The sequence below is a fragment of the Rhizobium sp. WSM4643 genome (assembly GCF_025152745.1).
In the GTDB taxonomy this organism is placed as follows: Bacteria; Pseudomonadota; Alphaproteobacteria; order Rhizobiales; family Rhizobiaceae; genus Rhizobium; species Rhizobium leguminosarum_I.
Map to the genome: position 1 here is coordinate 301,955 of NZ_CP104042.1, position 25,051 is coordinate 327,005.

The 25,051-nt window shown below is 55.8% G+C and carries 18 protein-coding genes, 5 pseudogenes and 1 riboswitch; of the genes and pseudogenes, 16 read left to right on the top strand and 7 right to left on the bottom strand.

The features are described 5' to 3' along the window. Positions 1-169: 169 nt before the first annotated feature. Positions 170-913, top strand: coding sequence for a helix-turn-helix transcriptional regulator (locus tag N1937_RS28240; protein ID WP_131586647.1), 744 nt, complete (start codon positions 170-172; stop codon positions 911-913). A gap of 756 nt (positions 914-1,669) precedes the next feature. Here the strand turns inward: N1937_RS28240 and N1937_RS28245 are convergent. Together N1937_RS28245 and N1937_RS28250 are read right to left on the bottom strand one after the other, a co-directional pair. Continuing rightward, positions 1,670-2,257 carry a phage tail protein gene (locus tag N1937_RS28245; protein ID WP_245505357.1) on the bottom strand — a complete coding sequence of 196 codons (588 nt, stop codon included), beginning with the start codon at positions 2,255-2,257 and terminating at the stop codon, positions 1,670-1,672. 121 nt (positions 2,258-2,378) lie between these two features. After that, complete coding sequence (locus tag N1937_RS28250) at positions 2,379-3,074, bottom strand: protein RhiA (RefSeq protein WP_003551764.1); 696 nt, start codon at positions 3,072-3,074, stop codon at positions 2,379-2,381. A 543-nt stretch (positions 3,075-3,617) separates the two neighbouring features. On the opposite strand from N1937_RS28250, the gene N1937_RS28255 reads away from it, so the two are divergent. The 10 genes from N1937_RS28255 to rpoN all read left to right on the top strand — a co-directional run bounded on the left by N1937_RS28255 (position 3,618) and on the right by rpoN (position 16,520). Next, positions 3,618-4,184, top strand: a complete 567-nt coding sequence (locus N1937_RS28255) for an acyl-homoserine-lactone synthase (protein WP_131586653.1) — start codon at positions 3,618-3,620, stop codon at positions 4,182-4,184. A gap of 336 nt (positions 4,185-4,520) precedes the next feature. Continuing rightward, the gene (locus tag N1937_RS28260) at positions 4,521-4,679 is read left to right on the top strand and encodes a hypothetical protein (RefSeq protein ID WP_003551761.1); all 159 of its coding nucleotides are present in this window, start codon (positions 4,521-4,523) and stop codon (positions 4,677-4,679) included. A 73-nt stretch (positions 4,680-4,752) separates the two neighbouring features. Further along, a complete protein-coding gene (locus tag N1937_RS28265; RefSeq protein ID WP_311202854.1) occupies positions 4,753-6,351 on the top strand; it encodes an asparagine synthase-related protein in 1,599 nt (532 codons plus the stop codon). A 589-nt stretch (positions 6,352-6,940) separates the two neighbouring features. Beyond that, positions 6,941-7,834: a nitrogenase iron protein gene (gene nifH / locus N1937_RS28270; RefSeq protein ID WP_003551759.1), complete on the top strand. Its 894-nt coding sequence runs from the start codon at positions 6,941-6,943 to the stop codon at positions 7,832-7,834. A gap of 96 nt (positions 7,835-7,930) precedes the next feature. Continuing rightward, the gene (gene nifD, locus N1937_RS28275) at positions 7,931-9,427 is read left to right on the top strand and encodes a nitrogenase molybdenum-iron protein alpha chain (protein WP_131586657.1); all 1,497 of its coding nucleotides are present in this window, start codon (positions 7,931-7,933) and stop codon (positions 9,425-9,427) included. 97 nt (positions 9,428-9,524) lie between these two features. Then, positions 9,525-11,066 (top strand): nitrogenase molybdenum-iron protein subunit beta, encoded by a 1,542-nt coding sequence (nifK, locus tag N1937_RS28280; RefSeq protein WP_260059731.1) that lies wholly within the window; start codon positions 9,525-9,527, stop codon positions 11,064-11,066. Between the two features lie 53 nt (positions 11,067-11,119). Then, positions 11,120-12,541, top strand: a complete 1,422-nt coding sequence (gene nifE / locus N1937_RS28285; RefSeq protein WP_131586662.1) for a nitrogenase iron-molybdenum cofactor biosynthesis protein NifE — start codon at positions 11,120-11,122, stop codon at positions 12,539-12,541. A 53-nt stretch (positions 12,542-12,594) separates the two neighbouring features. Further along, positions 12,595-13,941 carry a nitrogenase iron-molybdenum cofactor biosynthesis protein NifN gene (gene nifN, locus N1937_RS28290; RefSeq protein ID WP_131586664.1) on the top strand — a complete coding sequence of 449 codons (1,347 nt, stop codon included), beginning with the start codon at positions 12,595-12,597 and terminating at the stop codon, positions 13,939-13,941. Between the two features lie 342 nt (positions 13,942-14,283). Continuing rightward, complete coding sequence (gene fdxB, locus N1937_RS28295; protein ID WP_131586688.1) at positions 14,284-14,607, top strand: ferredoxin III, nif-specific; 324 nt, start codon at positions 14,284-14,286, stop codon at positions 14,605-14,607. A 305-nt stretch (positions 14,608-14,912) separates the two neighbouring features. After that, positions 14,913-16,520, top strand: a complete 1,608-nt coding sequence (gene rpoN, locus N1937_RS28300; protein ID WP_441005672.1) for an RNA polymerase factor sigma-54 — start codon at positions 14,913-14,915, stop codon at positions 16,518-16,520. Between the two features lie 58 nt (positions 16,521-16,578). Here the strand turns inward: rpoN and N1937_RS28305 are convergent, their stop codons facing one another. Beyond that, a complete protein-coding gene (locus tag N1937_RS28305) occupies positions 16,579-17,139 on the bottom strand; it encodes a hypothetical protein (protein ID WP_131586666.1) in 561 nt (186 codons plus the stop codon). Between the two features lie 131 nt (positions 17,140-17,270). Continuing rightward, a complete protein-coding gene (locus N1937_RS28310; RefSeq protein WP_131586668.1) occupies positions 17,271-17,930 on the bottom strand; it encodes a transcriptional regulator in 660 nt (219 codons plus the stop codon). 1,300 nt (positions 17,931-19,230) lie between these two features. Between N1937_RS28310 and N1937_RS28315 the strand changes: the two genes are divergently transcribed. After that, positions 19,231-19,665: a hypothetical protein gene (locus tag N1937_RS28315; protein ID WP_245505360.1), complete on the top strand. Its 435-nt coding sequence runs from the start codon at positions 19,231-19,233 to the stop codon at positions 19,663-19,665. 204 nt (positions 19,666-19,869) lie between these two features. Then, positions 19,870-21,035, top strand: a pseudogene (gene istA, locus N1937_RS28320) (IS21 family transposase); the annotation flags it as partial. Positions 21,036-21,388: 353 nt separating this feature from the next. On the opposite strand, the pseudogene N1937_RS28325 reads toward istA, so the two are convergent. Beyond that, positions 21,389-21,539, bottom strand: a pseudogene (locus N1937_RS28325) (IS5/IS1182 family transposase); the annotation flags it as partial. A gap of 76 nt (positions 21,540-21,615) precedes the next feature. Here N1937_RS28325 and N1937_RS28330 point away from each other — a divergent pair. The 3 genes and pseudogenes from N1937_RS28330 (at position 21,616) to N1937_RS28340 (ending at position 24,129) form a co-directional block, all read left to right on the top strand. After that, a pseudogene (locus tag N1937_RS28330) lies at positions 21,616-22,439 on the top strand (IS5 family transposase). A 211-nt stretch (positions 22,440-22,650) separates the two neighbouring features. Further along, on the top strand, positions 22,651-22,998 hold the full coding sequence (locus tag N1937_RS28335; protein ID WP_245505361.1) for a hypothetical protein: 348 nt from the start codon (positions 22,651-22,653) through the stop codon (positions 22,996-22,998). 420 nt (positions 22,999-23,418) lie between these two features. Continuing rightward, positions 23,419-24,129, top strand: coding sequence for a hypothetical protein (locus N1937_RS28340; RefSeq protein WP_131586672.1), 711 nt, complete (start codon positions 23,419-23,421; stop codon positions 24,127-24,129). A 217-nt stretch (positions 24,130-24,346) separates the two neighbouring features. Continuing rightward, positions 24,347-24,458, top strand: a riboswitch (TPP riboswitch). 132 nt (positions 24,459-24,590) lie between these two features. Here N1937_RS28340 and N1937_RS28345 read toward each other — a convergent pair. After that, a pseudogene (locus N1937_RS28345) lies at positions 24,591-24,713 on the bottom strand (IS66 family transposase); the annotation flags it as partial. 2 nt (positions 24,714-24,715) lie between these two features. Beyond that, positions 24,716-25,027 (bottom strand): annotated as a pseudogene (locus N1937_RS28350) (transposase domain-containing protein); the annotation flags it as partial. Positions 25,028-25,051: the final 24 nt, after the last annotated feature.

The following is a 25,051-nucleotide window of genomic DNA, read 5'->3' on the forward strand; positions in this document are numbered from 1 at the left end:
ACGAGCGGCGCCAAACGGTTGCCGACGACGATCCCGTCTGGAAGATGCGCTTTTTGGTTGTATATATCAAGGGTATCTAATATGGTTTTCAGAGTTAGCCGCCCACCGAACTGGGCACTTACTGCTTAGATGTGACGAAGTTAATCTTGCGCCGAACCGGGAGGTTGTCGTGAAGGAAGAATCCTCAGCGGTCTCGAATCTGGTGTTCGATTTCCTGTCAGAGTCAGCCAGTGCAAAGAGCAAAGACGATGTGTTACTCCTACTTGGAAAAATTTCACAATATTTCGGGTTTAGTTATTTCGCGATATCCGGCATCCCCTCGCCTCCGGAGCGAATTGATCCCTATTTCGTATTGGGCAATTGGTCAGCCGGGTGGTTTGATCGCTATCGTGAAAACAACTATGTCCACGCCGACCCCATAGTGCAGCTTAGCAAGACATGTGATCACGCATTTGTTTGGTCGGAAGCTCTGCGAGATCAAAAACTCGCTCGGCAGAGCCGTCGTGTCATGAATGAGGCACGCGAATTCAGGTTGATTGACGGCTTTAGCGTTCCTTTACACACTGCCGCCGGGTTTCAATCGATTGTCAGTTTTGGAGCGGAAAGGGTAGAGCTCTCAACCTGCGACCGAAGCGCGCTCTATCTGATGGCGGCTTACGCGCACAGCTTGCTCCGCGCCCAAATTGGGAATGATGCCAGTCGAAAGATTCAGGCCTTACCCATGATCACAACGCGAGAGCGCGAAATCATCCATTGGTGTGCCGCAGGCAAAACAGCAACAGAGATCGCAACGATTCTCGGACGATCCCATCGAACCATTCAAAATGTCATTTTGAACATCCAGCGAAAGCTCAATGTGGTTAATACACCTCAGATGATTGCCGAAAGCTTTCGTCTCAGAATCATTCGCTGAAACATATGCAGATTCGGGCACTTCAAAGATCGGGCCTGTTGGATCACGACAACCATCATGATCAGATAGTAGCCCCGTTGAAATGCAGAGCTAAATTTGCGCCTGAATTGATAGACAGGCGCAACACAGTTTTCGGTGGCTCGAGCAGAGAGCATCCATTGGGTGGCTGCGAGGACGTGCTTTGAATTTGTTTCCTCAGAAGTCGTCCAATGACCACCTACCGCCAGACGGCCCCCCCGAATTGACCAGTCGCGTCTTTTGGGGTGATCCCCGACAGATCGCAGTGGTTGGCATTTTCTGGTCGGGCAGCTTGGATTAGCCGCGCACTTTTGACCGGCGCATTTATCATGCAATACGCGTTAAAGCGTGCGGGTAGCCCTGGCAATGTATTCGCCAGGTTACCATTTGGTCTGCAGTTGACGCTTGCCCCCTCCAAACGTCCGGATGGATCCACGGGCTCACCGCTGAAGTCGCATGTTTTCCCGGTTGACGTTCCCGGATTTCCAACCGGGCCGGCAAGCGTGACGCCGCGGATCACAATGCCAGTTTCTACGGGCTTCGCTGCGACCTTGCCTTTTTGATGCTCCTCAGCCGCGGCCGCCTGCGCGAAGGTGACCGTCAGAGCGAAAGCAGCTAGGCATCCGAAAGCTCTCAAAGTAGCAGTCATTAAAACTTCTCCTCTTTTGCCGGCCGGCAAGATGTCGCTTCCGGACCGATGTCTCTGAATCGAATGAAAGGACCTGCGCCCCTTTCAAGTTACCGAAATTTGATCAGGTAGTTCACGGCCACGTTCTTGGGACGCGTCTCAAGAGCGGTGCGTGCCGGACTTTCCGGCGCGCCTGTCGATTTGCTTGAAATGGAAGTTCCCGCGGCACTGCCCTGTTGCGAAATTCCCGACGGCGTCGTTATCTCATAGGGATGCAAATGAATTTGCAGAGCATCGCATTGGAGTGATCCAACAACATTTGCAACATTATTGCCAGTTGGATCTAGCCGTCGTTTCGCGTCGGGGTCCATACCGGCACCGGCATCGAAACCGCGCAGGAACAGTCCACGGTAGTCTGGAATCCGAAATTCCAGATCGGCCGTAGAATTCCGCTCTCCATAGAGTCCACCGAGAACGGCGTAGAGTTCTGGATAGGCGGCTGCCTTGAGATAGCGCCCATCGCAAAGTATCCATCCCTGGGCTTCGACGTAGCTGATAGGAGCTTCCGCATTTGTACCCGCAGCCACGCCAGAGCTTGCGCAGGGTGTGTTGCTCCAGATCGTATTGACCGAGCTCGAGATAGGGGCAACTTGCCCTGCAAAGGGACAAATCGCACCGATTGGAGGCCCTGCAAACATCGTTGGTTCCTCGGGCAATATTGATGTGTGAGGAAAGGAGTGCCAATTATCAGCAACAACAGGCACTCCCATGTATTAGTTCCGCCCTGACGGGCGGAGCTGAAGCCAATTCACCCTGCCATCAAGCCGGGTTGACGTCCCAGGTATTGTCCTCTTGGAGCACGCCTACGAGATTGAAGACGGCAGAGGGAAACTTGGCTTCCCTGGTCTGGGTGATCGTGTCGATGCTGAGCACCGACCCGATAGTGACATTCGTTCCCGCCGCAATCCAATAGCTCGGAGTTGGCGTGAACGTGTGGAGCAGATTGGTGCCCGCTTGTGCAACATAAGTCCCTGTTCCGGACATGCCGATGCCCACGGAGAACCGGTTGTTTGGCACATTGCCAGCATCGTTGATGACCAGTGATCCTGCAGGATCCCCCTTGATCGGCGCGGTCAGGCCAGGTCCATCGCTTAATGAAAAAGTAGTGGTGTTTCTCCCGCTGGGGCTGCAGTCCTCCACCCCGGAGGCAAAAAAGTCCACGCCAGGAATCAGTTGTCCCGTGTCGCTCCAGACGAAATTATAGGCGAGCTCCCAAGTGAACTTGATTTGATTGCCAACCCGAATTTGATACGGAGAGCAGAACCATGCCAAGGAGAAGACATTGGCAACAGGTTGAGGCATCTTTTGATAGACATAGAAGGTCCAAGGTTGCGCCGATTGATTCTTCAGCAATAACGAATATTGCGTTCCTTGGGCAAGCGCTGCGCTTCCCGGCTGTGATGCACGGGCATGATCCGTCATTTCCTTGTCTACGTAGCTGACATGCAAGGACATTTAACTCTCCCTTTCCATTGATTTTCTGTCTTCACGCCAGGACTGGTCCAATCGCTTGGACCGCTTCTTGGCCCAGCTCCAACTGAGGCGAGTGTTATTGGAGACACCAATTCAGCTATAATCATTTCCGGGTGACGTAAATGAGTAGATTTACTCCCTGACAGACCACGATTAACCCATAGGCATGCCCCCGAAACCCGGGACGGTAAGAGCGGCCGAAGTCTATTTGGTCGGTAGCAGATAAGCACCGGCCGAGATGGCTTTCTAACGTGATCCCATCAACGAAAAGCGGCCTGAGAGGCGGCTTGATCGAGTCCCTGGCGTCTTTGACGCACACCATATGCTCTGCAAATTTACTCTAGCGGTACGAGATGATGGCATTCTTGAGCCCGTTTTGGCGATCTTTCCGTTACCGCCATTTCCCATGCCGCGCGGATTGTCTGATTTCAAACTATGGTTCCGCGACCTGGCGCAGAGATGAGTATTTCTACTCATTTTGGAGGACAGTAAGATCGTGCATAGTGATCCGGGGGTCAGCGAGCGATGATCAAGATTTGCATTGGGCACTCTCGGGCTAACGCCGTAATCATGGAGAAAATCTGGCGATTTCGACACCAGCAATTTGTGGAACGACGTGGGTGGGAGGCGTTACGCAAGAGTGACAGACGGGAAATAGATCAGTTTGATCACGATTGCGCTATTCATTTTAGCGTTCTCAAGAACGATGCGGTGATCGGGTATTCTCGGCTCCTTCCTACTGTGCAGCCACATCTTCTATCAACCGTCTACCCGCAAATCATGCGAGGTCAAAAGTGGCCAAGGTCGCACGACGTTTTCGAATGGACGCGGTGGGCGATTGCAAGCGGTGACGAAAAGATTGACGGGATTCCAATATCGCGTGTTCTGATGATCGGGTTGATGGAGTTTTGCCGTGCTGCCGGAATCACCTCGCTCATCGGCGAAACGCACCCAAAGCTGATAAACTCGTTGCGCACCAATGGGTGGCGAACACACATCCTCTCAGAGCCTAGCATTTTCGAAAAAGAATTAGTCGTGCCGCTCGAAGTCATCCCATCGTCCTCTCCGCAGACGTTTTATGCAATTAGCTAGCATAGGGAATTCCGCTCGATGTTTGAACCTTACGGCTCAGGAAGTTTTGGTCACCAATTCGCCGCCAGTCCGGCTCATAAGCGAGCACGAGTCCCTGCCTGGATTTCTGTTGTACAAGCGGCGCCACATCACAATCAGACCCGCTTCTTTACCGGGCGATTGTCGTACGCTCAATGCTTAGGTCAGAGAGCCAACCGCGTAGCCGCCCGGATCGATTGCAGCCAAATAATTTCGCAGTCCATGCCACCCTAGAACGGCATGCGACAGTGTACCTCAGTCAATCGCGTCATTGGCCCCTTAGGGGGACGGCGAGGAAAACCAAAGGAGAGTCATAACATGGAAACGATAACTACCCGCAAGCCAATTGATCCAATCGGCAGCGAGTTGAGCGTCTTTGCCAAGACGCCGCGCGTCGGATCGACCCCTTCGACTACAGAAATTGCTGCCATGATCAAGGGGGGCAAGCCAGGCGACATGGACAAACTGGACGTTTAAGTTTCGTCCGTGTGACCGTCGCCAAGGCGGCGGTCACTGCCCCTTTAGATTTTCATCAAATAAGCGATCACTCATGTTCAAGGGAACGATTGACCGAGGTCATCTCGAGTGCGTGGCTGAGCCCCCGATGGACTCGCTGCCCTACCCCAACATCTCTATCAAGATCCTAGACCATCCTTTGCTCGAGAGCTTCCGGTGGGACACCACTGATCAAATCGTCCTGATCTGTCGCGAGCGTTCCGCCGAAGCGAATGGGCAGGTTGTGGCACTCAGGGATTGGCCGATAGAACGAGCGCATGATTTCTGTGCTTTTGGGCGATGGCCATTGGACTATCAGACAATTTCGATCAATCGCCATTCCGGCACGGTGACCTTCAGCGCCGGACATGGGGGTGTTGCGCCACTTTATATGAAGGTCAGCGGCGAGCGCATTGATCTCTCCTGGTCGATAGCGGACTTTTATTCGGGCATGACTCTCGCCGACGTCGACACGGACCGAGCTGGCCTGCGTCTTGTGGGGACGCTCCCCTATGCAACAACCACGATGTTTCGCGGTGTTTTCATGCTGACGGAGCGCGCGTCACTTTGCATCGACAGGATGGGAGCCGTGGAGACGAAATATCCCCCTCCGGCACCGTATTTCATTCCGACCCCACTTGTGGATGGGGCCGATGTTGCCGCCGCAGCATGCCATTTGATCGACACCCTGCTGCGTCGCTGGCCGCTCACGCCCGCTCTCACGGCTAGCGAATTCAGCGGAGGATTGGATTCGGCGGTCGTTGCCGCCATTTTGGCGGGGCAGCATCCTGACGCCCTGCAAACCTATGCCTTGGAGGTCGAGGGACCAGCTCGTAGTCAACAGACTTCGCGGCGCGAAATAGCAATCGAGCACTTCGGCTTTCGCGACCAAACGCTGCGTGTTGACACGATACCAATGGTTCCGTGTGGGTTCGAAGTGAGTAGCGACTACGTCCCCGCTCCCTACAATGCCGATCTGCAGCGGCCTCTCCATCAACTATTGAAGTCGCTCGCAACTGCCTCAGCCCCGCGGGCGGTCGCAACCGGTACAGGCGGTGATGAGTTGCTAACGGCCCATGCTTTCGAGCAAAATCACGAGCAGTTCGCTCGTAATGTTAGCGATGCATTCCTTCCTGCGATCTTTCCCTCCGCCATGACGCTGGTGCTCAAAAACCAATTGCCCGACTATGCAGCAAGCTGCGATCGGGCACCCTTTCCTATTCTGCCGATCTCGGTACTGGAGGCACACGCCGCGCGGGCTCCTTTGTTTGCGAGCCATGGCATATGGCCAATTAGCCCATTCGCCCAGCCAGAAGCCGTACGATTTTATCGGAGTTTGCCTTTGGCCTGGAGGCACGAAAAGGCGCTGCATCGCCGGATGTTGGAACGGCTTGGATATCCAAAACGGTTCTTCGGAGTTTCTACAAGAGAAAATTTCGAACACTATCTGACCGGCTCGCTGACTATCGGTGCTAGCGAGATCACTAGTCAATTATCCCGCCGTTGCCTGCTGCATGAACTGGGACTGATCGATGCTGACCGCCTGATCGCCACAATAGACGACATCCGATACGATTCTCCGCTTGGCGAGCTCGGCTTTATCTTCCACGCAATTAACGTTGAACACATGCTTCGGCGAATTGACGGAACTTGAAGGAGATCACCCGCTAACGCAGCGGGGACCTCAACACGCCTGGAATTGGTAACCCGTGCATCGCCGCGGAACGAGGCCGATGGGTTCGCTGCCACTTTGAAATGTCGTGCTTCTGGAGCGAGACTTATATGAACATTTGCCATCGCTCGCGCCCAGACGCCGCGTCAATGACATCTTCCTCGTGAAGTGGATCGCTAGCCGTGGCGTAGTCGAGTGACATGACGCTTGATCATCGCCGGAAACAGCCCTTTGCGGCAAGCGATCAGAATTCGTTACTGCTGGTCTGGTGATGGGATACAGGCTGTTCGAACAATGGTCCTAGAAGCTACACATGGATAAATGAGACATCTTGTCGGCTGGTCAGATATTCGACATTGTCATCACCTTTGTCGGTTACGTGACAAGCGTTCCTGTTCTCAATCCCGCATCTTTGCGCCCACATAACTGGAATCGCAGTAAATTATTGTTCGTCATCTCTATCGGCCTGCTTGGCACGAATCTTGTGAGCTATAGCGAGGCAGCGGAACGGCCTCCGCATCCACGTTGCGGGATAACCGCATTGCCTCGAACACATGAAGGAACGCCAAACATGGCAGCTCTGCGTCAGATCGCATTCTATGGAAAGGGCGGCATTGGCAAGTCCACTACATCCCAAAACACGCTAGCCGCCCTTGTGGACCATGGGCAGAAGATCCTCATCGTCGGCTGTGACCCTAAGGCCGATTCTACGCGCCTGATCTTGAACTCGAAGGCCCAGGATACGGTTCTTGATCTCGCTGCAACGAGAGGTTCGGTTGAAGATCTTGAACTCGAAGACGTGCTCAAGGTAGGCTATAAAGGTATCAAATGCGTGGAGTCTGGCGGCCCGGAGCCAGGCGTCGGCTGCGCGGGACGCGGCGTTATCACGTCGATCAACTTTCTCGAGGAGAACGGCGCCTACAACGATGTCGACTACGTGTCTTATGACGTGCTCGGTGACGTTGTGTGCGGCGGCTTCGCGATGCCGATCCGTGAAAACAAAGCTCAGGAAATTTATATCGTCATGTCCGGCGAGATGATGGCGCTCTATGCCGCCAACAATATCGCCAGGGGCATCCTGAAATATGCTGCAGGCGGCAGCGTACGCCTGGGCGGCCTCATTTGTAACGAGCGTCAAACCGATCGCGAACTCGACCTCGCCGAAGCGCTGGCTGCCAAACTCAATTCTAAGCTCATTCATTTCGTGCCACGCGACAACATTGTCCAACACGCCGAGCTTAGAAAGATGACGGTGATCCAATATGCGCCGGACTCTCAGCAAGCGGCCGAGTACCGGACACTTGCCCAAAGAATACATGACAATTCGGGCAAAGGCACCATCCCGACCCCCATCACCATGGAAGAACTTGAGGACATGCTTCTCGATTTCGGGATCATGAAAACCGATGAGCAGATGCTTGCCGAACTTCAAGCCAGGGATGCCAAGTTGATAGCTGCCCAGTGATCACACTGACGCGCAGCGACACGCAAGGCGCCCGCCATCCCGTGAGGGAGGTTTCGCCGATGTGGCTTCAGCCGGATTTTCCAAGGGGTTGGGTTAATGACCTTCAAATACGCCAATGACAGTGATTTACATGCGAAGCTTATAGCGGATGTGCTGTCGCAATATCCGGACAAAGCAGCGAAACGCCGAAGTAAACACCTTAGCCTGGCAACGAGCGAAAAGGACGCCGGCGAGGAACCAAACGCGATTAGCGAATGCGAGGTAAAGTCGAATATCAAGTCTGTTCCAGGCGTGATGACGATCCGCGGCTGCGCCTATGCCGGTTCGAAAGGTGTCGTCTGGGGACCAATCAAGGATATGGTTCACATTTCACACGGGCCTGTGGGTTGCGGTCAATATTCCTGGTCGCAACGTCGCAACTATTACGTCGGCCTGACGGGCATCGACACGTTCGTAACGATGCAATTTACATCCGATTTTCAGGAAAAGGACATTGTTTTCGGTGGTGACAAGAAATTGGAAAAGGTCATCGATGAGATCGCTGAACTTTTTCCGCTAAGCAATGGCGTCACCCTGCAATCAGAATGTCCGATCGGCCTGATTGGCGACGATATCGAGGCCGTAGCGCGAAAAAAGGCCAAAGAACACGCGACGACCGTCGTGCCGGTACGCTGCGAAGGCTTCCGTGGCGTGTCGCAATCGCTTGGCCACCACATCGCCAACGACGCAATTCGAGATTGGGTCTTCGACAAGAAAGACATAAAATTTGATCCAAGTCCCTACGACGTAAATGTCATAGGCGACTATAACATTGGCGGCGACGCATGGGCCTCGCGCATCCTGCTCGAGGAGATCGGATTGCGCGTGGTCGGCAACTGGTCCGGAGATGCAACTCTCGCCGAAGTGGAGCGCGCGCCGAGAGCGGCACTCAACCTCATTCACTGCTATCGGTCGATGAATTATATCTCCAGGCACATGGAGGAAAAATATGGCATCCCTTGGATGGAGTACAATTTCTTTGGACACTCCCAAATCGATGCCTCGCTGCGCGACATAGCCAAGCACTTCGGGCCGGAGATCCAAGAAAAAGCCGAAAAGGTCATAGCCAAATACCAACCCCTCGTTTGGGCCGTAATCGACAAATACTGGCAGCGCCTTTCCGGCAAACGGGTGATGCTCTACGTCGGGGGATTGCGTCCTCGTCACGTCGTCACCGCCTATGAGGACCTCGGGATGGAAATCGTAGGAACCGGCTACGAATTCGGTCACGGCGACGACTATCAGCGCACTGGCCATTATGTAAAAGAAGGCACGCTGATCTACGACGATGTGACTGGCTATGAACTTGAGAAATTCATTGAGGGAATTCGGCCCGATCTCGTCGGGTCCGGCGTTAAAGAAAAATACCCGGTGCAGAAAATGGGCATTCCATTCCGTCAGATGCACTCATGGGACTATTCTGGTCCGTATCACGGTTATGACGGCTTCGCGATTTTCGCTCGGGACATGGACATGGCCATCAACAATCCAGTTTGGGGTCTCTACGACGCGCCCTGGAAAAATGACCGCGCTTTGGCGGCGGTTGCTGGGTGAGAACATAGCGTTCGCGCGTAAAAAACGCGCAACGGCTTAAGCGACGCATGTTTCTGGACCGCCCTTGAGCCGCGGCCAGATCGAAAGAGGTGACCCTATGCCGCAGTCAGCTGAGAAAACTCTCGACCACGCGCCCCTATTCTGCGAGCCGGAATACAGGAAGATGTTGGCCAAAAAAAAGCTGAAATTCGAGTGCCCACACCCGGATCAGGTCGTGTCGGACCAGCGCGAATTCACGAAGAGCTGGGAATACCGCGAGAAAAACTTGGCCCGCCAAGCCCTTGTCGTCAATCCAGCCAAAGCCTGCCAGCCCCTCGGCGCGGTCTTCGCAGCGGCGGGATTCGAGCGAACGATGTCGTTCGTCCATGGCAGCCAAGGTTGCGTTGCCTACTACAGATCGCACCTATCGCGCCATTTCAAGGAGCCGTCATCGGTGGTCTCGTCATCGATGACGGAAGACGCCGCTGTATTTGGCGGCTTGAAAAACATGGTCGACGGTCTCGCCAACACATACAAACTCTATAACCCGAAGATGATCGCGGTGTCGACCACATGTATGGCCGAGGTCATCGGAGATGATCTGCATGGTTTTATCGAAAACGCCAAAAGTGAAGGTTCGGTCCCGCGCGATTTCGATGTCCCCTTCGCCCACACGCCTGCCTTTGTCGGCAGCCATGTCGATGGCTACGACAGCATGGTAAAAGGTGTGCTGGAGAATTTCTGGAAGGGCGCCGCGCGAAGTGAAGCCACCGCTTCTATCAACATCATTCCTGGATTTGATGGCTTCTGCGTTGGGAACAATCGCGAACTAAAACGCCTGCTTGACCTGATGCAAGTGACTTACATGTTCATCCAGGACGCATCAGATCAGTTCGATACGCCTTCCGATGGCAAATTTCGGATGTATGACGGCGGGACCAGCATCAATGACGTGAAGGCGGCGTTGAATGCGGAGTGGACATTGTCCCTGCAATATTACAACACTCGCAAGACGTTAGATTACTGCAGAGACGTTGGACAAGCGGCGACTTCCTTCCACTACCCTCTCGGCGTCGAAGCTACCGACGAACTTCTGATGGTGATATCGGAAATTTCCAGCAAAGAAATTCCCGAGGCGATCCGTCTAGAGCGCGGCCGACTCATCGATGCGATGGCGGACAGCCAAGCTTGGCTATACGGAAAGAAATACGCGATCTACGGCGATCCAGATTTCGTCTATGCGATGGCGCGCTTCATCATGGAGACCGGCGGCGAGCCAACCCACTGCCTGGCCACAAATGGCACCTCAGCTTGGGAGGACGAGATGAAGGAACTCCTCGCATCCTCGCCCTTCGGGAAGAATGCACAGGTTTGGCCAGGCAAAGATCTCTGGGCACTGCGCTCGCTACTGTTCACAGAGCCGGTGGATCTCCTGATCGGAAATTCTTATGGGAAGTATCTCGAACGGGACACCGGTACCCCACTGGTTCGGCTGATGTTTCCAATTTTCGACCGGCACCATCATCATCGATTCCCCCTCATGGGGTACCAAGGCGGACTGCGTCTTCTAACGGCGATCCTCGACAAGATCTTCGACAACCTCGATCGCGAAACAATGCACGCGGGTGTGACAGATTATTCGTATGACCTCACTCGCTAAGAGCGACGGTCGGCCGGGCGGCCTATCTCTCAACCAGATATGAAGGCAGACGAATGTCCTCGCTCAACGCCAAAAACAAAGATGCCTTCCACGCGCTAGCGAGTGAAAGGAGCGGCAGCAAGGGTCCCAAGGCGCGCCGAAGAAATTGCGCGAGGCCAATGGCCCCGGGAACGGCCGTCGGCGGTTGCGCTTTCGACGGCGCCAAGGTCGCACTGCAGCCGATCACCGATGTCGCACATCTGATTCACGGGCCGCTCGCCTGCGAGGGAAATTCCTGGGACAACCGTGGCGCTGCCTCGTCAGGTCCAACACTTTGGCGGACGAGCTTCACGACTGATCTTACGGAAATCGACATTGTAATGGGACACAGCGAACGGAGGCTCTTTAAAGCGATCCGGGAAATCAAGGATGGGTATGCGCCCGCGGCAATTTTTGTCTATTCAACCTGCGTTACAGCGATGATCGGTGACGACATCGACGTTGTTTGCAAGCGAGCGACGGACGAATTTGCTTTACCGGTGGTGCCGGTCAATGCACCAGGTTTTGTCGGATCTAAAAACCTCGGCAACAAGCTAGCGGGCGAGGCGCTGCTCAAGCATGTCATAGGTACGGTTGAGCCCGATGAACCGGGCCTTTGCGACATCAACATACTCGGCGAATTTAACCTCTCGGGTGAGTTCTGGCAGGTGAAGCCGCTCTTGCATAGGCTCGGCATCCGCGTCCGCGCCTGTATTCCCGGAGACGCGCGATATCTGCAAGTCGCCTCCGCCCACCGCTCACGCGCGGCGATGACGGTGTGTTCGACAGCGTTCGTTACGTTGGCACGTAAGATGCAGGAACGCTGGGATATTCCGTTTTTCGAGGGCTCCTTCTATGGCATCTCCGGCACCTCGGAGGCGCTCCGGCGGATCGCCGATCTGCTTGTAAAGAAGGGTGCTGACCCCTCGCTTTTGCATCGCACGGAAATCCTTGTAGCGGAAGAAGAGGAAAAGGTGTGGAAGAGGCTGGAAGCGTACCGACCTCGCCTTGAGGGCAAGCGCGTGCTTCTAAATACAGGCGGCGTGAAATCCTGGTCGGTCGTCCATGCCTTGATGGAGATCGGCATGGAGATCGTCGGCACATCAGTCAAGAAATCGACGCTCGAAGATAGGGAGCGAGTGAAACAGACCCTGAAGGAGGAGAACCTCCTGTTCGAGTCGATGTCGCCGCGCGAGCTTTTCTCGCTTCTACTCGAGAGAAAGGCTGACATCATGCTGTCGGGCGGACGCACCCAGTATATAGCGCTAAAGGCAAAACTGCCCTGGCTTGACATCAACCAGGAGCGTCATCACGCTTACGCTGGCTATGAGGGTATCGTGCAACTTGCTCGACAAATTGACCTGGCAATCCACAATCCGGTGTGGCCGCAGGTGCGCGAGCCGGCGCCATGGGAGCCGGCATTGGTCGTTGAAAAGCGAGCGAAAAGGGAAGCGTAAGCGCGTCGAACCAAAACCGCGAGATCACTCGCAAAAAATGTTGAGGTCGTACTATGGCACGCGTCGTATCTCAAACCAAGTCGGCGGCGGTCAACCCCCTGAAGTCGTCTCAGCCGCTTGGTGCTGCCTTCGCCTTTCTGGGCGTCGACGGCGCAATACCTCTGCTCCATGGCAGCCAGGGATGTACGAGCTTCGCGCTCGCACTGCTCGCGAGGCACTTCAATGAAGCGATCCCGCTGCAAACCACGGCGATGAACGAAGCCGCGATAATCGTCGGCGGCGCGGATCGTCTTGAAGAGGCAATTCTCAGCCTCAAAGCCCGCACAAGGCCACGACTGATCGGGATATGCACGACCGCATCGGTAGAGGCCCGCGACGAGGATGTCGTCGGTGACGTCGAAAACATCAAACGCAGGCGGGCGATAGAACTTGTGGGCACCGAAGTCGTAGTCGCCAACACGCCTGACTTTGACGGCGCCATAGAGGAGGGTTGGTCTAAAGCTGTTACCGCCGTGATCGAGGCAACAGCGCGACCTGACAAGCAATATCGCAATCCGAGGAAGATCGCGATACTGCCTGGCTGGAACTTAACGGTTGCTGACATAGAACATCTGCGCGAAACGGCCGTAAGTTTCGGCCTCGACCCGGTTATTCTGCCCGACGTATCCGGAGCGCTCGACGGCTCCATCCCCGAAGAATGGATGCCGATAACGAATGGCGGCACGAAATTGCAGGAGATCCGCGATCTCGGTGCGACGATGCAGTGTATCGCAATCGGTGAGCATATGCGGCGACCGGCTGAAGCGCTGCAGAGACTGACCGGCGTGCCGTACGTGCTGTTTAGATCGCTGACGGGCCTAGAAAACGTCGATCGCTTCATTCGCGTGCTTGCCGCTATGTCACGCAAACAGACACCGCTCAATGTCCGCCGCAACCGAATGCAGTTGCAGGATGCCATGCTCGACGGACATTCCCATATGGCAGGCAAGAAGATCGCAATCGCTTCGGAGCCCGATCAACTTTTCCAGCTCTCCAACTTTTTTGCTGCCATGGGTGCGGAAATTGCGGCCGCGGTCACCACGACCGGCACTTCGAAGGCGCTCGAGATGGTACCGGCGAAAACCGTCAAAGTCGGCGATCTCAGTGATCTGGAAAGTCTCGCCGCAATGGCCGATCTTATCGTCACGCACTCGCACGGCCGAGAAGCTGCCAGACGTCTCGGCGTTCCGCTGATGCGGGTGGGTTTCCCCATGTTCGACCGCTTCGGCAGCCAGCACAAGCTTACAGTATTATACCGGGGAACCCGCGACGTGATCTTCGACTTCGCGAACATCATTCAGGCTAACCACCCTCCGAACCCCGGCCCACTTGACTCAACCGATAGGCGGGAATCGCAATAATGAGATCAATTCGTCGCGTCTCGCTCTTCAATGGCGGACTTCATCAACGCGGACGAAACGGCAGGTGGGCACTTCGCGAATTGCCATCGCCACACAAGATATGAAGGGACTGACAGCGCAGTTTGAATCGGTCAGACGATTTGACGCGACATGCGACTCGAGGACCTTCGTGGAAGCCGCTGGGTTCGAAAGTACAAGATCGGAAGACAGAAGCGAAGGTGGAGGACCGCACTGGGTAAAGATTGCGGCGTTAGACAGCTGCCAACTCGCGTTTGTCTGACAATTGGCGGGCCTTCCTCAGCCACTTTGTCAGTGGCAGAACACGATAAATCGGAGGAATCTATGACAAGCTCATCCGTGACCCGCGACGGGTCCCGATGGATGCCGGAATATCTGAATTCGATCAACCCTGCGATGTGCATCGGCTGCGGTCGCTGCTTCAAGGTTTGCTTACGCGAGGTCATGCATCCCCACGGCATCGATGAGGCAGGTGACATGCTCGGTGTTTGCGATGGCGAAGACGACTTTAATGGTGAGCTCAGTCGCGTGATCATGGTCATTGATTATCCCGGCCGATGTATCGGCTGCGGAGCGTGCGCCCGCGTCTGCCCCAAGAACTGCCAGACTCATATCGCCGTCGATCATCGTCCAGTGCACGAATCTTGAATTCCGTTCCGAGCGGTAAAAGGCGCCGGCGACATACAAAGTGCGAGACAATCGCATCGGTCGAACGCGCGGAGAAGGCAGCATGGCAGCTTTGCGTGAAAGTAAATCCGGAAATGCGACGCGAAGCTCTTTCTGGGCATCCAATCTGCTTCGGAGGCAGTGGTTACTGGAAACACCACGTCGAAAACCGACGACCAGAGATAGGAGGCACTGAAGTGTGCATCAAGCCGCGACCTACTTCTCCGAAAGTGAGGTGATTTCTCAGCGTCGCCGAAAGCAACTGTCGCGACTTGAGAAGATCAGGCATGGCCCCGCGAATTAAGTGGAACTTTATCGTGAAACAATCCGCCAATCTTTTCCTGCGCCAGACCCAGTCCCTGGTGATGACACCGCAACTGATGCAATCCATCCAGTTGCTGCAGATGACGCATTTTGAACTCACCCAGTTCATCGCCCAGGAAGTGGAGAAGAACCCGCTGCTCGAATTTCCGTCGAATGACGGCGAGGCGGGCGGCGAACGTGGCGATGCCGAAGATGGAGAGTATGCTCATCAGCCCGAGGATGCCGGCTCCGACGATGGCTATGACAACCGCGCCGAGGCGCTCTCCAGCGACTGGTATGACAATGGCGGCAGCGCCAGCACCAGCCGGCTGAACGACGAACTCGACGCCAATTACACCAATGTCTTTCCTGATGACGGAGTCCCGCAGCGCCTCGATGCGCCGGAACTCGTCAGCCAGTGGAAGTCGATGCCGGGCAGCGGTGAGGGCGCCGACTATGATCTCGACGATTTCGTCGCCGGTCAGGTGTCGCTGCGCGATCATCTCGCCCAGCAGATCCCCTTCGTCCTGCCTGACATGGCCGACCGGCTGATCGCGCAGAATTTCGTCGACCAGCTCGACGACTGCGGTTATCTGCAGGCCGATATCGTCGAGGCGGGCGAGAGGCTGGGCACGAGCCTCGCACAGGCCGAGCGCGTGCTTGCCACCCTGCAGAGCCTTGATCCGCCAGGTGTTTTCGCCCGTAGCCTCGCCGAATGCCTGGCGATCCAGCTCAGGCAGAAGGACCGGTATGACCCGGCCATGCAGGCTCTGGTCGAAAACCTCGAACTGCTGGCCCGGCGCGATTTTGCCTCGCTGAAGCGGCTCTGCGGCGTCGACGAGGAAGATCTTCTCGACATGCTCGGCGAGATCCGTCAGCTCAATCCCAAGCCCGGCAGCGGCTTCGAAGCGGGTGTTTCCGAAGCAATCACGCCGGATGTAGTCGTCAGGCCCGCCTCGGACGGCGGCTGGCTGGTCGAGCTCAATCCGGATACGCTGCCGCGCGTGCTGGTCAACCAGTCCTATTTTTCCCGTGTGACGAAGAACGGCGAGGACCACGCCTTCCTCTCCGATTGCCTGCAGAGCGCCAACTGGCTGACGCGCAGCCTCGACCAGCGGGCAAAAACCATCATGAAGGTGGCAAGCGAAATCGTCCGCCAGCAGGACGCCTTCCTGCTGCACGGCGTCGATTACCTGCGCCCGCTGAACCTGAAAACGGTCGCCGAGGCGATCAAGATGCATGAATCCACCGTCAGCCGCGTCACGTCGAATAAATATATGCTGACGCCGCGCGGCCTCTTCGAACTCAAATATTTCTTCACCGTCTCGATCAGCGCCGTCGCCGGCGGCGACAGCCATTCCGCCGAGGCTGTGCGTCACAAGATCCGTGCGCTGATCCTGCAGGAGAGCCCGGAGGCGGTGCTTTCCGACGACGATATCGTCAACATGCTGAAGAAGGGCGGCGTCGATCTCGCCCGCCGCACGGTTGCGAAATACCGGGAGGCAATGAACATCGCCTCTTCGGTCCAGCGCCGCCGCGAGAAGCGGGCGCTCGCCAAGGTCGCAGGCCAAGTGCGTTTTTGGCCAAGCTAGGAAATGCTTTTGACACGCCGCTCATGCCCAAGGTCCGGAGCATGGGTTTATGACAGCTTCAGCGTTCGAACCGCTCCAGCATCCTCTTCAATTGTGCATTTTGCATTTGAAGCTTGCGTGCCAACTGCCCCCGGAGAAGCCTGATTTCTTCGTCGAGATCGATTGCATCGTCAAAAGCGGTGGGAGCGCTTGGAGAAGGTGGGACAACGACTGCAATAGTTTTCGGTTTCTTGCCCCGCATGCCCCGCTTTCGCGTTTGACCTTCGCTAACTCGAAAGACTTTTGGTGCTGCATGCGCGGCTGTATCGGCCTCATTGGACAAAGCCGGGTCAGCCGCTTCCACGGGCCTGGCGCTTTCGACATCTGCCGTATCGTCAACAATGCTTACCGCTTCCTCGGCATGATGCGGGTCCGCTGACACCGCCTCGCGTTCTTCGTGAATGAAGGGCTTTTCGTTGGCCGCACGATCCACGGCGTTCAACCGATTGTCGGCCGGCGTTTCAGTCAGCTCGGCGATGGATGATACGTCCGGCTTCACATCATCGGTCGAGCCGTGTTCTTGCTTCTGCTGGCGTCGCCGTGACACCAGCCCAGCAAGAAGTTTCCATGGAGACGCCATTTTATTCGACCTCGAATTCTACTGCGTATGCAAACTGCGAGCAAAAACGTTGGCGGCAGAAGGATCCGCCGCCAAAATATTCACTTCAATAAGCATGAGAATGCGGCCAGCGCTTGATCGTCTGCTGCCGATCAACCGAGGTTCAGTCGCTTTCGCAGATCGGCATTTTCAGCGCGGAGCTTCTCCGCCAGCAGCTTGCGCAGTCTCTGGTTTTCCTCTTCGAGCTGCAGAAGATCCGCGATCTCATCAACTGCCGCCACCGACGGTGCCGCCGCTGTCGACACAGCCTTCGAAGCACGTTTGACAGGCGTGCGCTTGGCACTCGGCGTACCTTCGTCAGGCTTTGCCTTACGTCCTCTTTTCTGTTTTCCAGCTGCGGCACCCGAAGCAACTGCCGGTTCCGCCGAAACGGTGACTGGGGCCGTTGCAGGGACCACCTTCTTGGCGCGAGGTTTGCGCACCTTCTTCGGTACATCGGGCGCCGCGGCGGCCGGCGTGTTAGCATTGGTCATCGTATCGTTTTCGTCGGCCATTATGGTCTCCTGTAAAGCCGATGCATTTGTCTCCTGCTCAATCGGCAGTGTCAATAACGGCCCGGCCTGTTCTTCTCCGGGTACAAGCATCTCGCTACTTTTTGCCTGAGGGGCTAGTGACATAAATGGCATTGCCTCGTCCTGCAGATCTTGAGCAACGGACTTGAGATCGGTGTCTCCCCAAATCGAGTTCGGTTTGGAATTCAGTTTTCGCCGACCTGATTTGTACTCGACGGCAAAGCTGCGCTCTTTTTTCACTTTAAAGAAGCCTCTGGTGTCTGTGGTAATTTTTCAGCGACGTCTTCAGCATCGCAACAAGCCTTCAGATAACGACTGCGGTCCATTCGGTCTATCCTTTTTGAGTATTCGGCTCACACGCGGCTCCAATCGCAGAAAACCACTTATGGACGCAACCGTGACAAAACGATCGAATCGCAGCCGTCGGGATATAGTTCCGTTGACGCCGCTCATTGTGACTGATTCTTGTGACTACTTCGCGTTTTCGCCGGCCCCGGCGCTCGTCGCACGAAGTGCACAACTCTCTACGACCCATATGGCGAGCGATTGCATGGAGAAGAGGCTGACGACCCCACCGAGGCCTTAGGTGATGGATTCAAAAATTCGGGCTACTCGTTGCAGCAAGACCTTTGAACTTGGAAAACCAATTTCGATTGGATTGAGGTCGGGCGAATGGCGGGCAAGACGAGGAGCCGGGCGCTTTTTTTCTTTGACCAATTGATTGGCCTGTCGCTTTTGTGGGAGCCAACGTTGTCGACGATGAACGGGTGACCCTCAGCGTCAGTCAGGGTGTGGCACGGCGTGCAGAGATGTGATGAATGGAGTTACGCCGCGGCGCATTTATCAGACGATGATCCGCAAGCGTACTCTGATCCTCAGACGCCGAGCGCGATTTATTCGGGCGGATCGACCGGCCGAGCCGCTTGCGGAAATCCGGGTACTTGCGGGTGATCTTTGAAAGAAAAGCTGGGGAAGCACCCCGGTGGTTGCCGCGTCAGATGCTCCTGCTTTGCAACAAAATCAGCAATCGGCCTCCCCCTAGAAAATTCAAGACAATGCGATCTCCGCTCAATTTCTTCTGCACGGATCGTAAGTCGCAGTCCCGGACGGCCCGATTAACCGAGATTCTCCACGTCCAACTTACGACATTGTCGTCACCTTTGTCGGCTTCGCGAAACGCATTCGTCTTCGCCCAATCACGTATTTTCCGCTAGGAAGTTGAAATAGCAGCAAATAATTGTTCGTCGGCTGTATCATCTTGGTTGGCACGAATCTTGAGAGCTATTGCGAGGCAGCGGAACGGCCGCGGCATCCGCGTTGCGGGATAACCTCATTGGGCTGAACACATGAAGGGACACAAACTATGGCGGGAAGTGGCGGGACTGGCAACTCGCCGAGAATGTCGGCAAGTTCCAAAAGGGGGTGGACGTGCTCGCCGGCATCCGCGACGAGGATGTCGATGTCGGAGCGGCGCCGAAGACGTATCATGCTTCACGCACGGCCAAGGCTTTCTGAGCTCGAGGCGATCTGGAGATTAAAGATGTCCAAAACTGAACCTAAGCGTTTCGTTGGCGATCATACATCATCAGGAAGCACGAAGGAGTTCATCATGCCGTTGACCAAGACGAACACCAACAACGCAATTCGGAGAAGAGTTACCCCGAACCATGAGCAGCGGAATGACTGTAGCGCTGCCATTGCACAAATCACTTTCGCCGATCTGGGACGTGGGGCTGGCACACTGCATACCGTGGGCGTTGCCCGTGTCGACATACAGGGACGAACCGCGGCGGGTGATGCGAACATCCAAGTCCAGATGGGTGGACGTACGGTCGCTGCTGCAATGATCTTCAATTCCGTGCAACAGACGACGGATCCCGCCAATCAAAGGGGAGCGGCCAACGGCACCATCTCGGTGCTCCGTCAGAGCATGGACAGCGGGACGGTCTGGAATTTGACAGGAACGCTTCCATGACAGTCTAGCGCGCAGCAGAATGCGCGGCGACAAACAAGTTGAGACTCAGCGTCAATCAGGATGAGACTCGGCGGCGGGGTGTGACGAAGGGAGGGCGTAGGCGGACCGGAGTTACACCCCCGCCGCGGCGCAATTTTTCGCCGTCTCATGATCGCGGTTGGCCCGGTAGCGTCGGTGATTTTCTGAGAATGGAGAATCACCTTTGTGCCGGGTCGCCATTTAACCGATCATCAGACGAGGCTTTTTATGAAGTACCGACAACACAACCCGACTGAGGTCGCTGCCGCGAAGGTGTCGATCAGTCGGGCGACGGCTTACCGCATCGAGAAGGATGCGCGGCTCCCATCGCAGACCAAGCCGCCGCGCGACCGGCGTCGCCCGATCCCCTTGAGCACATCTTCGACGCCGAGATTGTTCCGCTTCTCAAGGCCGCGCCCGGCATCCGAGCAATTGCCGTTTACAACGAGATGCTGCGGCGTCATCCAGAGTTGTCAGAAGCTGTTCGCCGTACGATTGAGCGTCGTATTCGATCATGGCGGGCTGTTCACGGTCAGGAGCAGGAAGTGATCTTCCGTCAGATGCACGAACCCGGTCGGTTAGGACTGTCGGGTTTTACCGACATGGGCAGCCTCGGTGTGACGATCGCCGGCCAATGGCTCGATCATCTGCTTTATCACTTCCGGCTGGTCTGGTCGGGCTTCGAGCATGACTATGTCATCCTGGATGGAGAGAGCTTCGTCGCTCTGGCCGAGGGGCTGCAGAACGCCCTGTGGTCGGTTAGCGGTTCGCCGCTCTATCATCGCAGCGACAGCTTATCGGCCGCCTTCCGCAACCTCGATGCCGACGCCAAGGTCGATCTGACGCAGCGCTACGAGGAACTGTGCGCTCATTGCCGCATGACACCGACGCGCAACAACAAGGGCGTCGCGCACGAGAACGGCTCGATCGAAAGTTCCCACGGCCATCCCAAGAATGCGATCCGCGATGCTCTGCTGATGCGCGGAACCAGGGACTTTGGCGACCTCGGATCCTATCGCGCCTTCATCGATGAGATCGTCAGCCGTCGCAATGCCGCACATGGCAAGCGCATCGATGCCGAGCGCACGCATCTGCAAGCTCTTCCCGATCGTCGCACCACCGACTTCGAAGAGGTCATCGTCACCGTATTGAGCACCGGCGGCTTCGCGTTGCGCAAGGTCTTCTACACCGTGCCTTCCCGCCTGATCGGCCACCGGCTGCGGGTGTGTCTGTTCGACGATCGCCTCGACGTCTTCATCGGCGGCACGCATCTGCTGACACTACCCGGAGGCCGCCCCCATGCGAGTGGCAATCACGATCAAGTCGTCAACTATCATCACGTCATTCATTCCTATTAAGCGAGTCCTTCAAGAAGCTTACTGGACGATCAATCGTAACAGCTGTTCGGTTCCCATGTTTTCTCCCCACCCCAGAGCGTGTGAGAAACTTGCCGGGCGCTGCTGACCGGCCGTCGTCTTGACGAGATTGCTGAAGAACGGCGCATCGGGATCAAGCGCGGCCTGAGCTCAGGGGTCGTTCATAGTCATGGCACCTTGGAGATTGTGGAACTTCGAACGCCACACAGGATGCGAGCAAACTCCGCGTCCTGCGTGGCGTCGACGCCGCCCACGACGACCTTGCTCATATCCCTTGCCGGTCTTTTGAAACGGCTGATCATACCGTGGTGCCTTGCGGCCCACGGACTTGGGCGTGCGCAGTCAAGCATGGGTTGAGAACGGCGCAGCCGATGACGCCTTCGTCTGCTGACCAGGCCGCGACCTCGCCCGCAGACGCCGCCCGATGATGGACTTGTATCGTGCCGTTTCGACCAGCGAGCGTTTGCCGTACCCGTTAGAGCCTGACCGAAAAAGAGTTGAGTGAAATCAGCCAGTTGTGGTTCTGTTTGTTTGCTTAGGACGAACGGAGACCACAATGGGCTGGACTGATTTCACCCGTCGCCAATATGCCCGACGCGCAATGCGGTATGCAAGCGATCTGACGGACCGGGAATGGGGATTGATCTCGCCTTGCCTGCCCGAACCGAGGCGACTGGGCAGGCCGCGTAGCACCGATCTTCGCGAGGTCGTGAATGCGTTGCTTTACATCGCCACGACTGGGTGCCAATGGCGGATGATGCCCAAGGATTTTCCGCCTTTTACAACGGTGCAGTCCTATTTCTATGAATGGCGAGCGACAGGGTTATGGGTCGGATCAACCATCATCTTGTGATGGAGGCGCGTGAATTGGAAGGCCGGGAAGCCTCGCCGTCTGCGGGCGTGATCGACAGTCAAAGGTAAAAACCACGGAAAGCGGCGGCATTTGACGCGGGCAAGAAGATCAAGGGACGCAAGCGTCATATCGTCGTCGACACGCTTGGACTGATGGTCGGCCTGGTGGTTCACAGCGCCGATATTCAGGATCGCGATGGTGCACCTGCGGTCCTCAAAACCATTCTCAAGCGCTGGCCGTGGCTGAGACATATCTTCGCCGACGGTGGTTATGCCGGACCGAAGCTGAAGGGCGCACTGGAAAAAATCGCAAAGTTCACTCTCCAGATCGTCAAGCGGACCGACAAGGCAAAAAGCTTCGAGGTTCTGCCACGTCGCTGGGTCGTGGAGCGCACCTTCGCGTGGCTTGGCAGATGCCGACGTTTGGCCAAGGATTGGGAAAAGTCCCTCGCTTCAGCCGAAGCATGGATCACTGTCGCCCACATCCGCGTCCTGACACGACGCTTGGCAAGATACCGATATCGTTGAAACCTTTTCGAGTCAGGGTTCTTAGAGATCTGCCATTTCATCCGGCCGCCAAGATATGAAGCGCGATATAAGTAACATATATTATAACGTATTCCGTAACTTACGCGTTTTCAAAACGGAAAGTAAGAGCTGACAAATTTCAAGAAATATACTTTAACATATATCCCACACATCTGTTGCGTTGTTCGTCGTTTTCATAAAGTGTCCCGTTATGAGTTACGATAGTGCAACAGGCAAATTCTTTCCGATGAATCCTGAAATCTTGCCGGCGACGTCATCGTCGGGAGGCTTGCACAAGGAGCACGACGACATGAATCACCAAAAGAAATCAGCTAAGCGTCTTGACTACTCGCATCTGCGGTTGGCAACCATCGACGGCATGTCGCTGCCTGGTCTACAATTGTCACTCGACCTGAAGGAGGGCTCTGCGTCGCCGAAGAAGACGTTTTTCCAACAATTGCTCCTCGAGTTTGCTTTCGGTTGCGAGCTATTTTATCCGCTCCAGCTATATGAACATTCCGCAACGAGGGAGGGGGCGACAAAGGCGCTAAACCGTTAAGCGAGAGTTACGATATATGATTAGGGGAATTCGGACCGGCCGCCACGTTCCTCATTTGAAATCCACGTCTATCGGGTTTCCATATTCCAGGATGGAAGCGCCGGCTCAGTCGCCAACGCTTGCAAACTCCAACAACAGGTCGGCGAGCGGATGGAGATTGTCATGGACGACGTTGATGCGACGCAAGCAAAGGACGGGTCGGGACACGGCTTCAACAGGTACGGACTAGCACGGCAGCAACATCGGAAGATGGTAAGAAAGTCCATCAGGGACCCAACCGTTAAGCGGTACACGCAAGGTGCAGTTCAAATCTAGCGGCCTGCATCAAATAAGCTGACAACGCGAGCTCGCCTCAAAATCAAGGAAATTTGACGCGCAGGGTTCGCTCATCAAATTTACTGCAGAAAGGATTCGTTCTCCGTGTCATTTTGTTCTTCGAAACGCATTCGCATCGCCGCACTTGCAGCGGCCGCCATCGTGCTGGGCAGCAAGATCGTAATTGCGCAAGAGCCGTCTACAGGATCTCAGTGGCTGAACACTCCGGCATCTCGAGTGGAAGCGCTTGCGGTCCTCCAGACCTTGAATGCCAATCTCCTGAGTAACGCCAGTGCTACGTTGACCCTTGACCGTTGGTGCGCCGCGCATAAGCTCGCACCGGAAGGTTCCAAGATCGTAGCTCAGCGTGTGGGCGGGCAAGTCAAACCGGCCGATGAGCACATCCGTGAACTTCTGACCGTCGGACCCGGTGAGTTGATCGCTTATCGCCGCGTCCGTCTGGTCTGCGGCGACCGCGTCTTGTCCGAAGCCGACAACTGGTATGTCCCTGCAAAATTAACTGCAGAAATGAATCAGGCGTTGAATACCAGCGATATCGCGTTTGGCAGAGCCGTTCAGGCTCTCAATTTCACTCGCACAAACCTGTCTGCCAAGTTGCTCTGGTCTCCTCTATCTGAAGGCTGGGACATGGACGGCTCAATAGCGCATGAAACAAGTTCCCTTAGCCTGCCGCCGTTCCTGCTCGAACATCGTGCCGTACTGAAACTTCGAGACGGCACGCCGTTTAGCGCCTTGGTCGAAAGCTACACGGACAAAATACTAGACTTTCCAGTTCCGCGCCTGCTTTCCCAATAGCGCTTCGGTATCTCGGTACAATTGGCGAACTGCTCGGGATAAATCGACAGCCAATGCATACGACAGCGGCGTCTGTCTTGCGGAAGCGTGCCGGTCGAACGATTGCTTTTGTCCATTCGTTTGATCGCGGCGACCACGCAGCCTGAGTGTAACTAGGCCCCGAGCCATCGCAGATTGTCGCTTGACAGTCCCCTCGGCCAGGGCCTCTACCCTTTTTTGCATTCACCAGGGGTGTCCCGGCAAGGGGCTGAGATACTGCTATCGCGCGCAGTGACCCGTTGAACCTGATCCAGTTCATACTGGCGTAGGGACGGTGCAAGCGCTCAAAAGCAGTGGATTCACGCGTGGAATCCTTTTCGGCGTCTTCTCATCATTCCGGCTGAGGACTGGTTCTCCAATCGAAATTTGGAGCATCAAATCATGAATATCGCAGCCACCCCAACCGTCACCACCGGCCCCTTGCCGGCATCCGACCCTGCGAAGAGTGCATTTTTCCGATTGAGGGCAATTGGCCTGATTGACCGTTCGACGACGTTGGAGTCGATCTCGATCCGGCCATCGTCGATGAAGCGGGTCAATCCGTCCCGACCACGATCTCCACGCGCGGCAGATGCGCTGGCAGCGAACCCCGGTTGGTGCGCCGTTTGGCGACCTGCGCCTGGCGCAGAGCAGTCGAGCCCTGTTCCTTCTCTTCCAGCCCGGCAGCCTCGATCTGTTCGGCTTCTTCAAGCCCAAGCAGAAGCTGGTCCTCGGGAAGCGTCTCTGCCCGTCGACCAAAGCGGTGACGCTGTAATTCCTTGATGATCTGCCGCAGCCGGGCATTCTCCGCCTCGCGCGAAAGCACCATCGCTTTCAGCGCGTTCAGGTCATCCGGAAGTTCGGCCGCCGTTATCGTCATGGATCAAGAACAGCATATTTTACC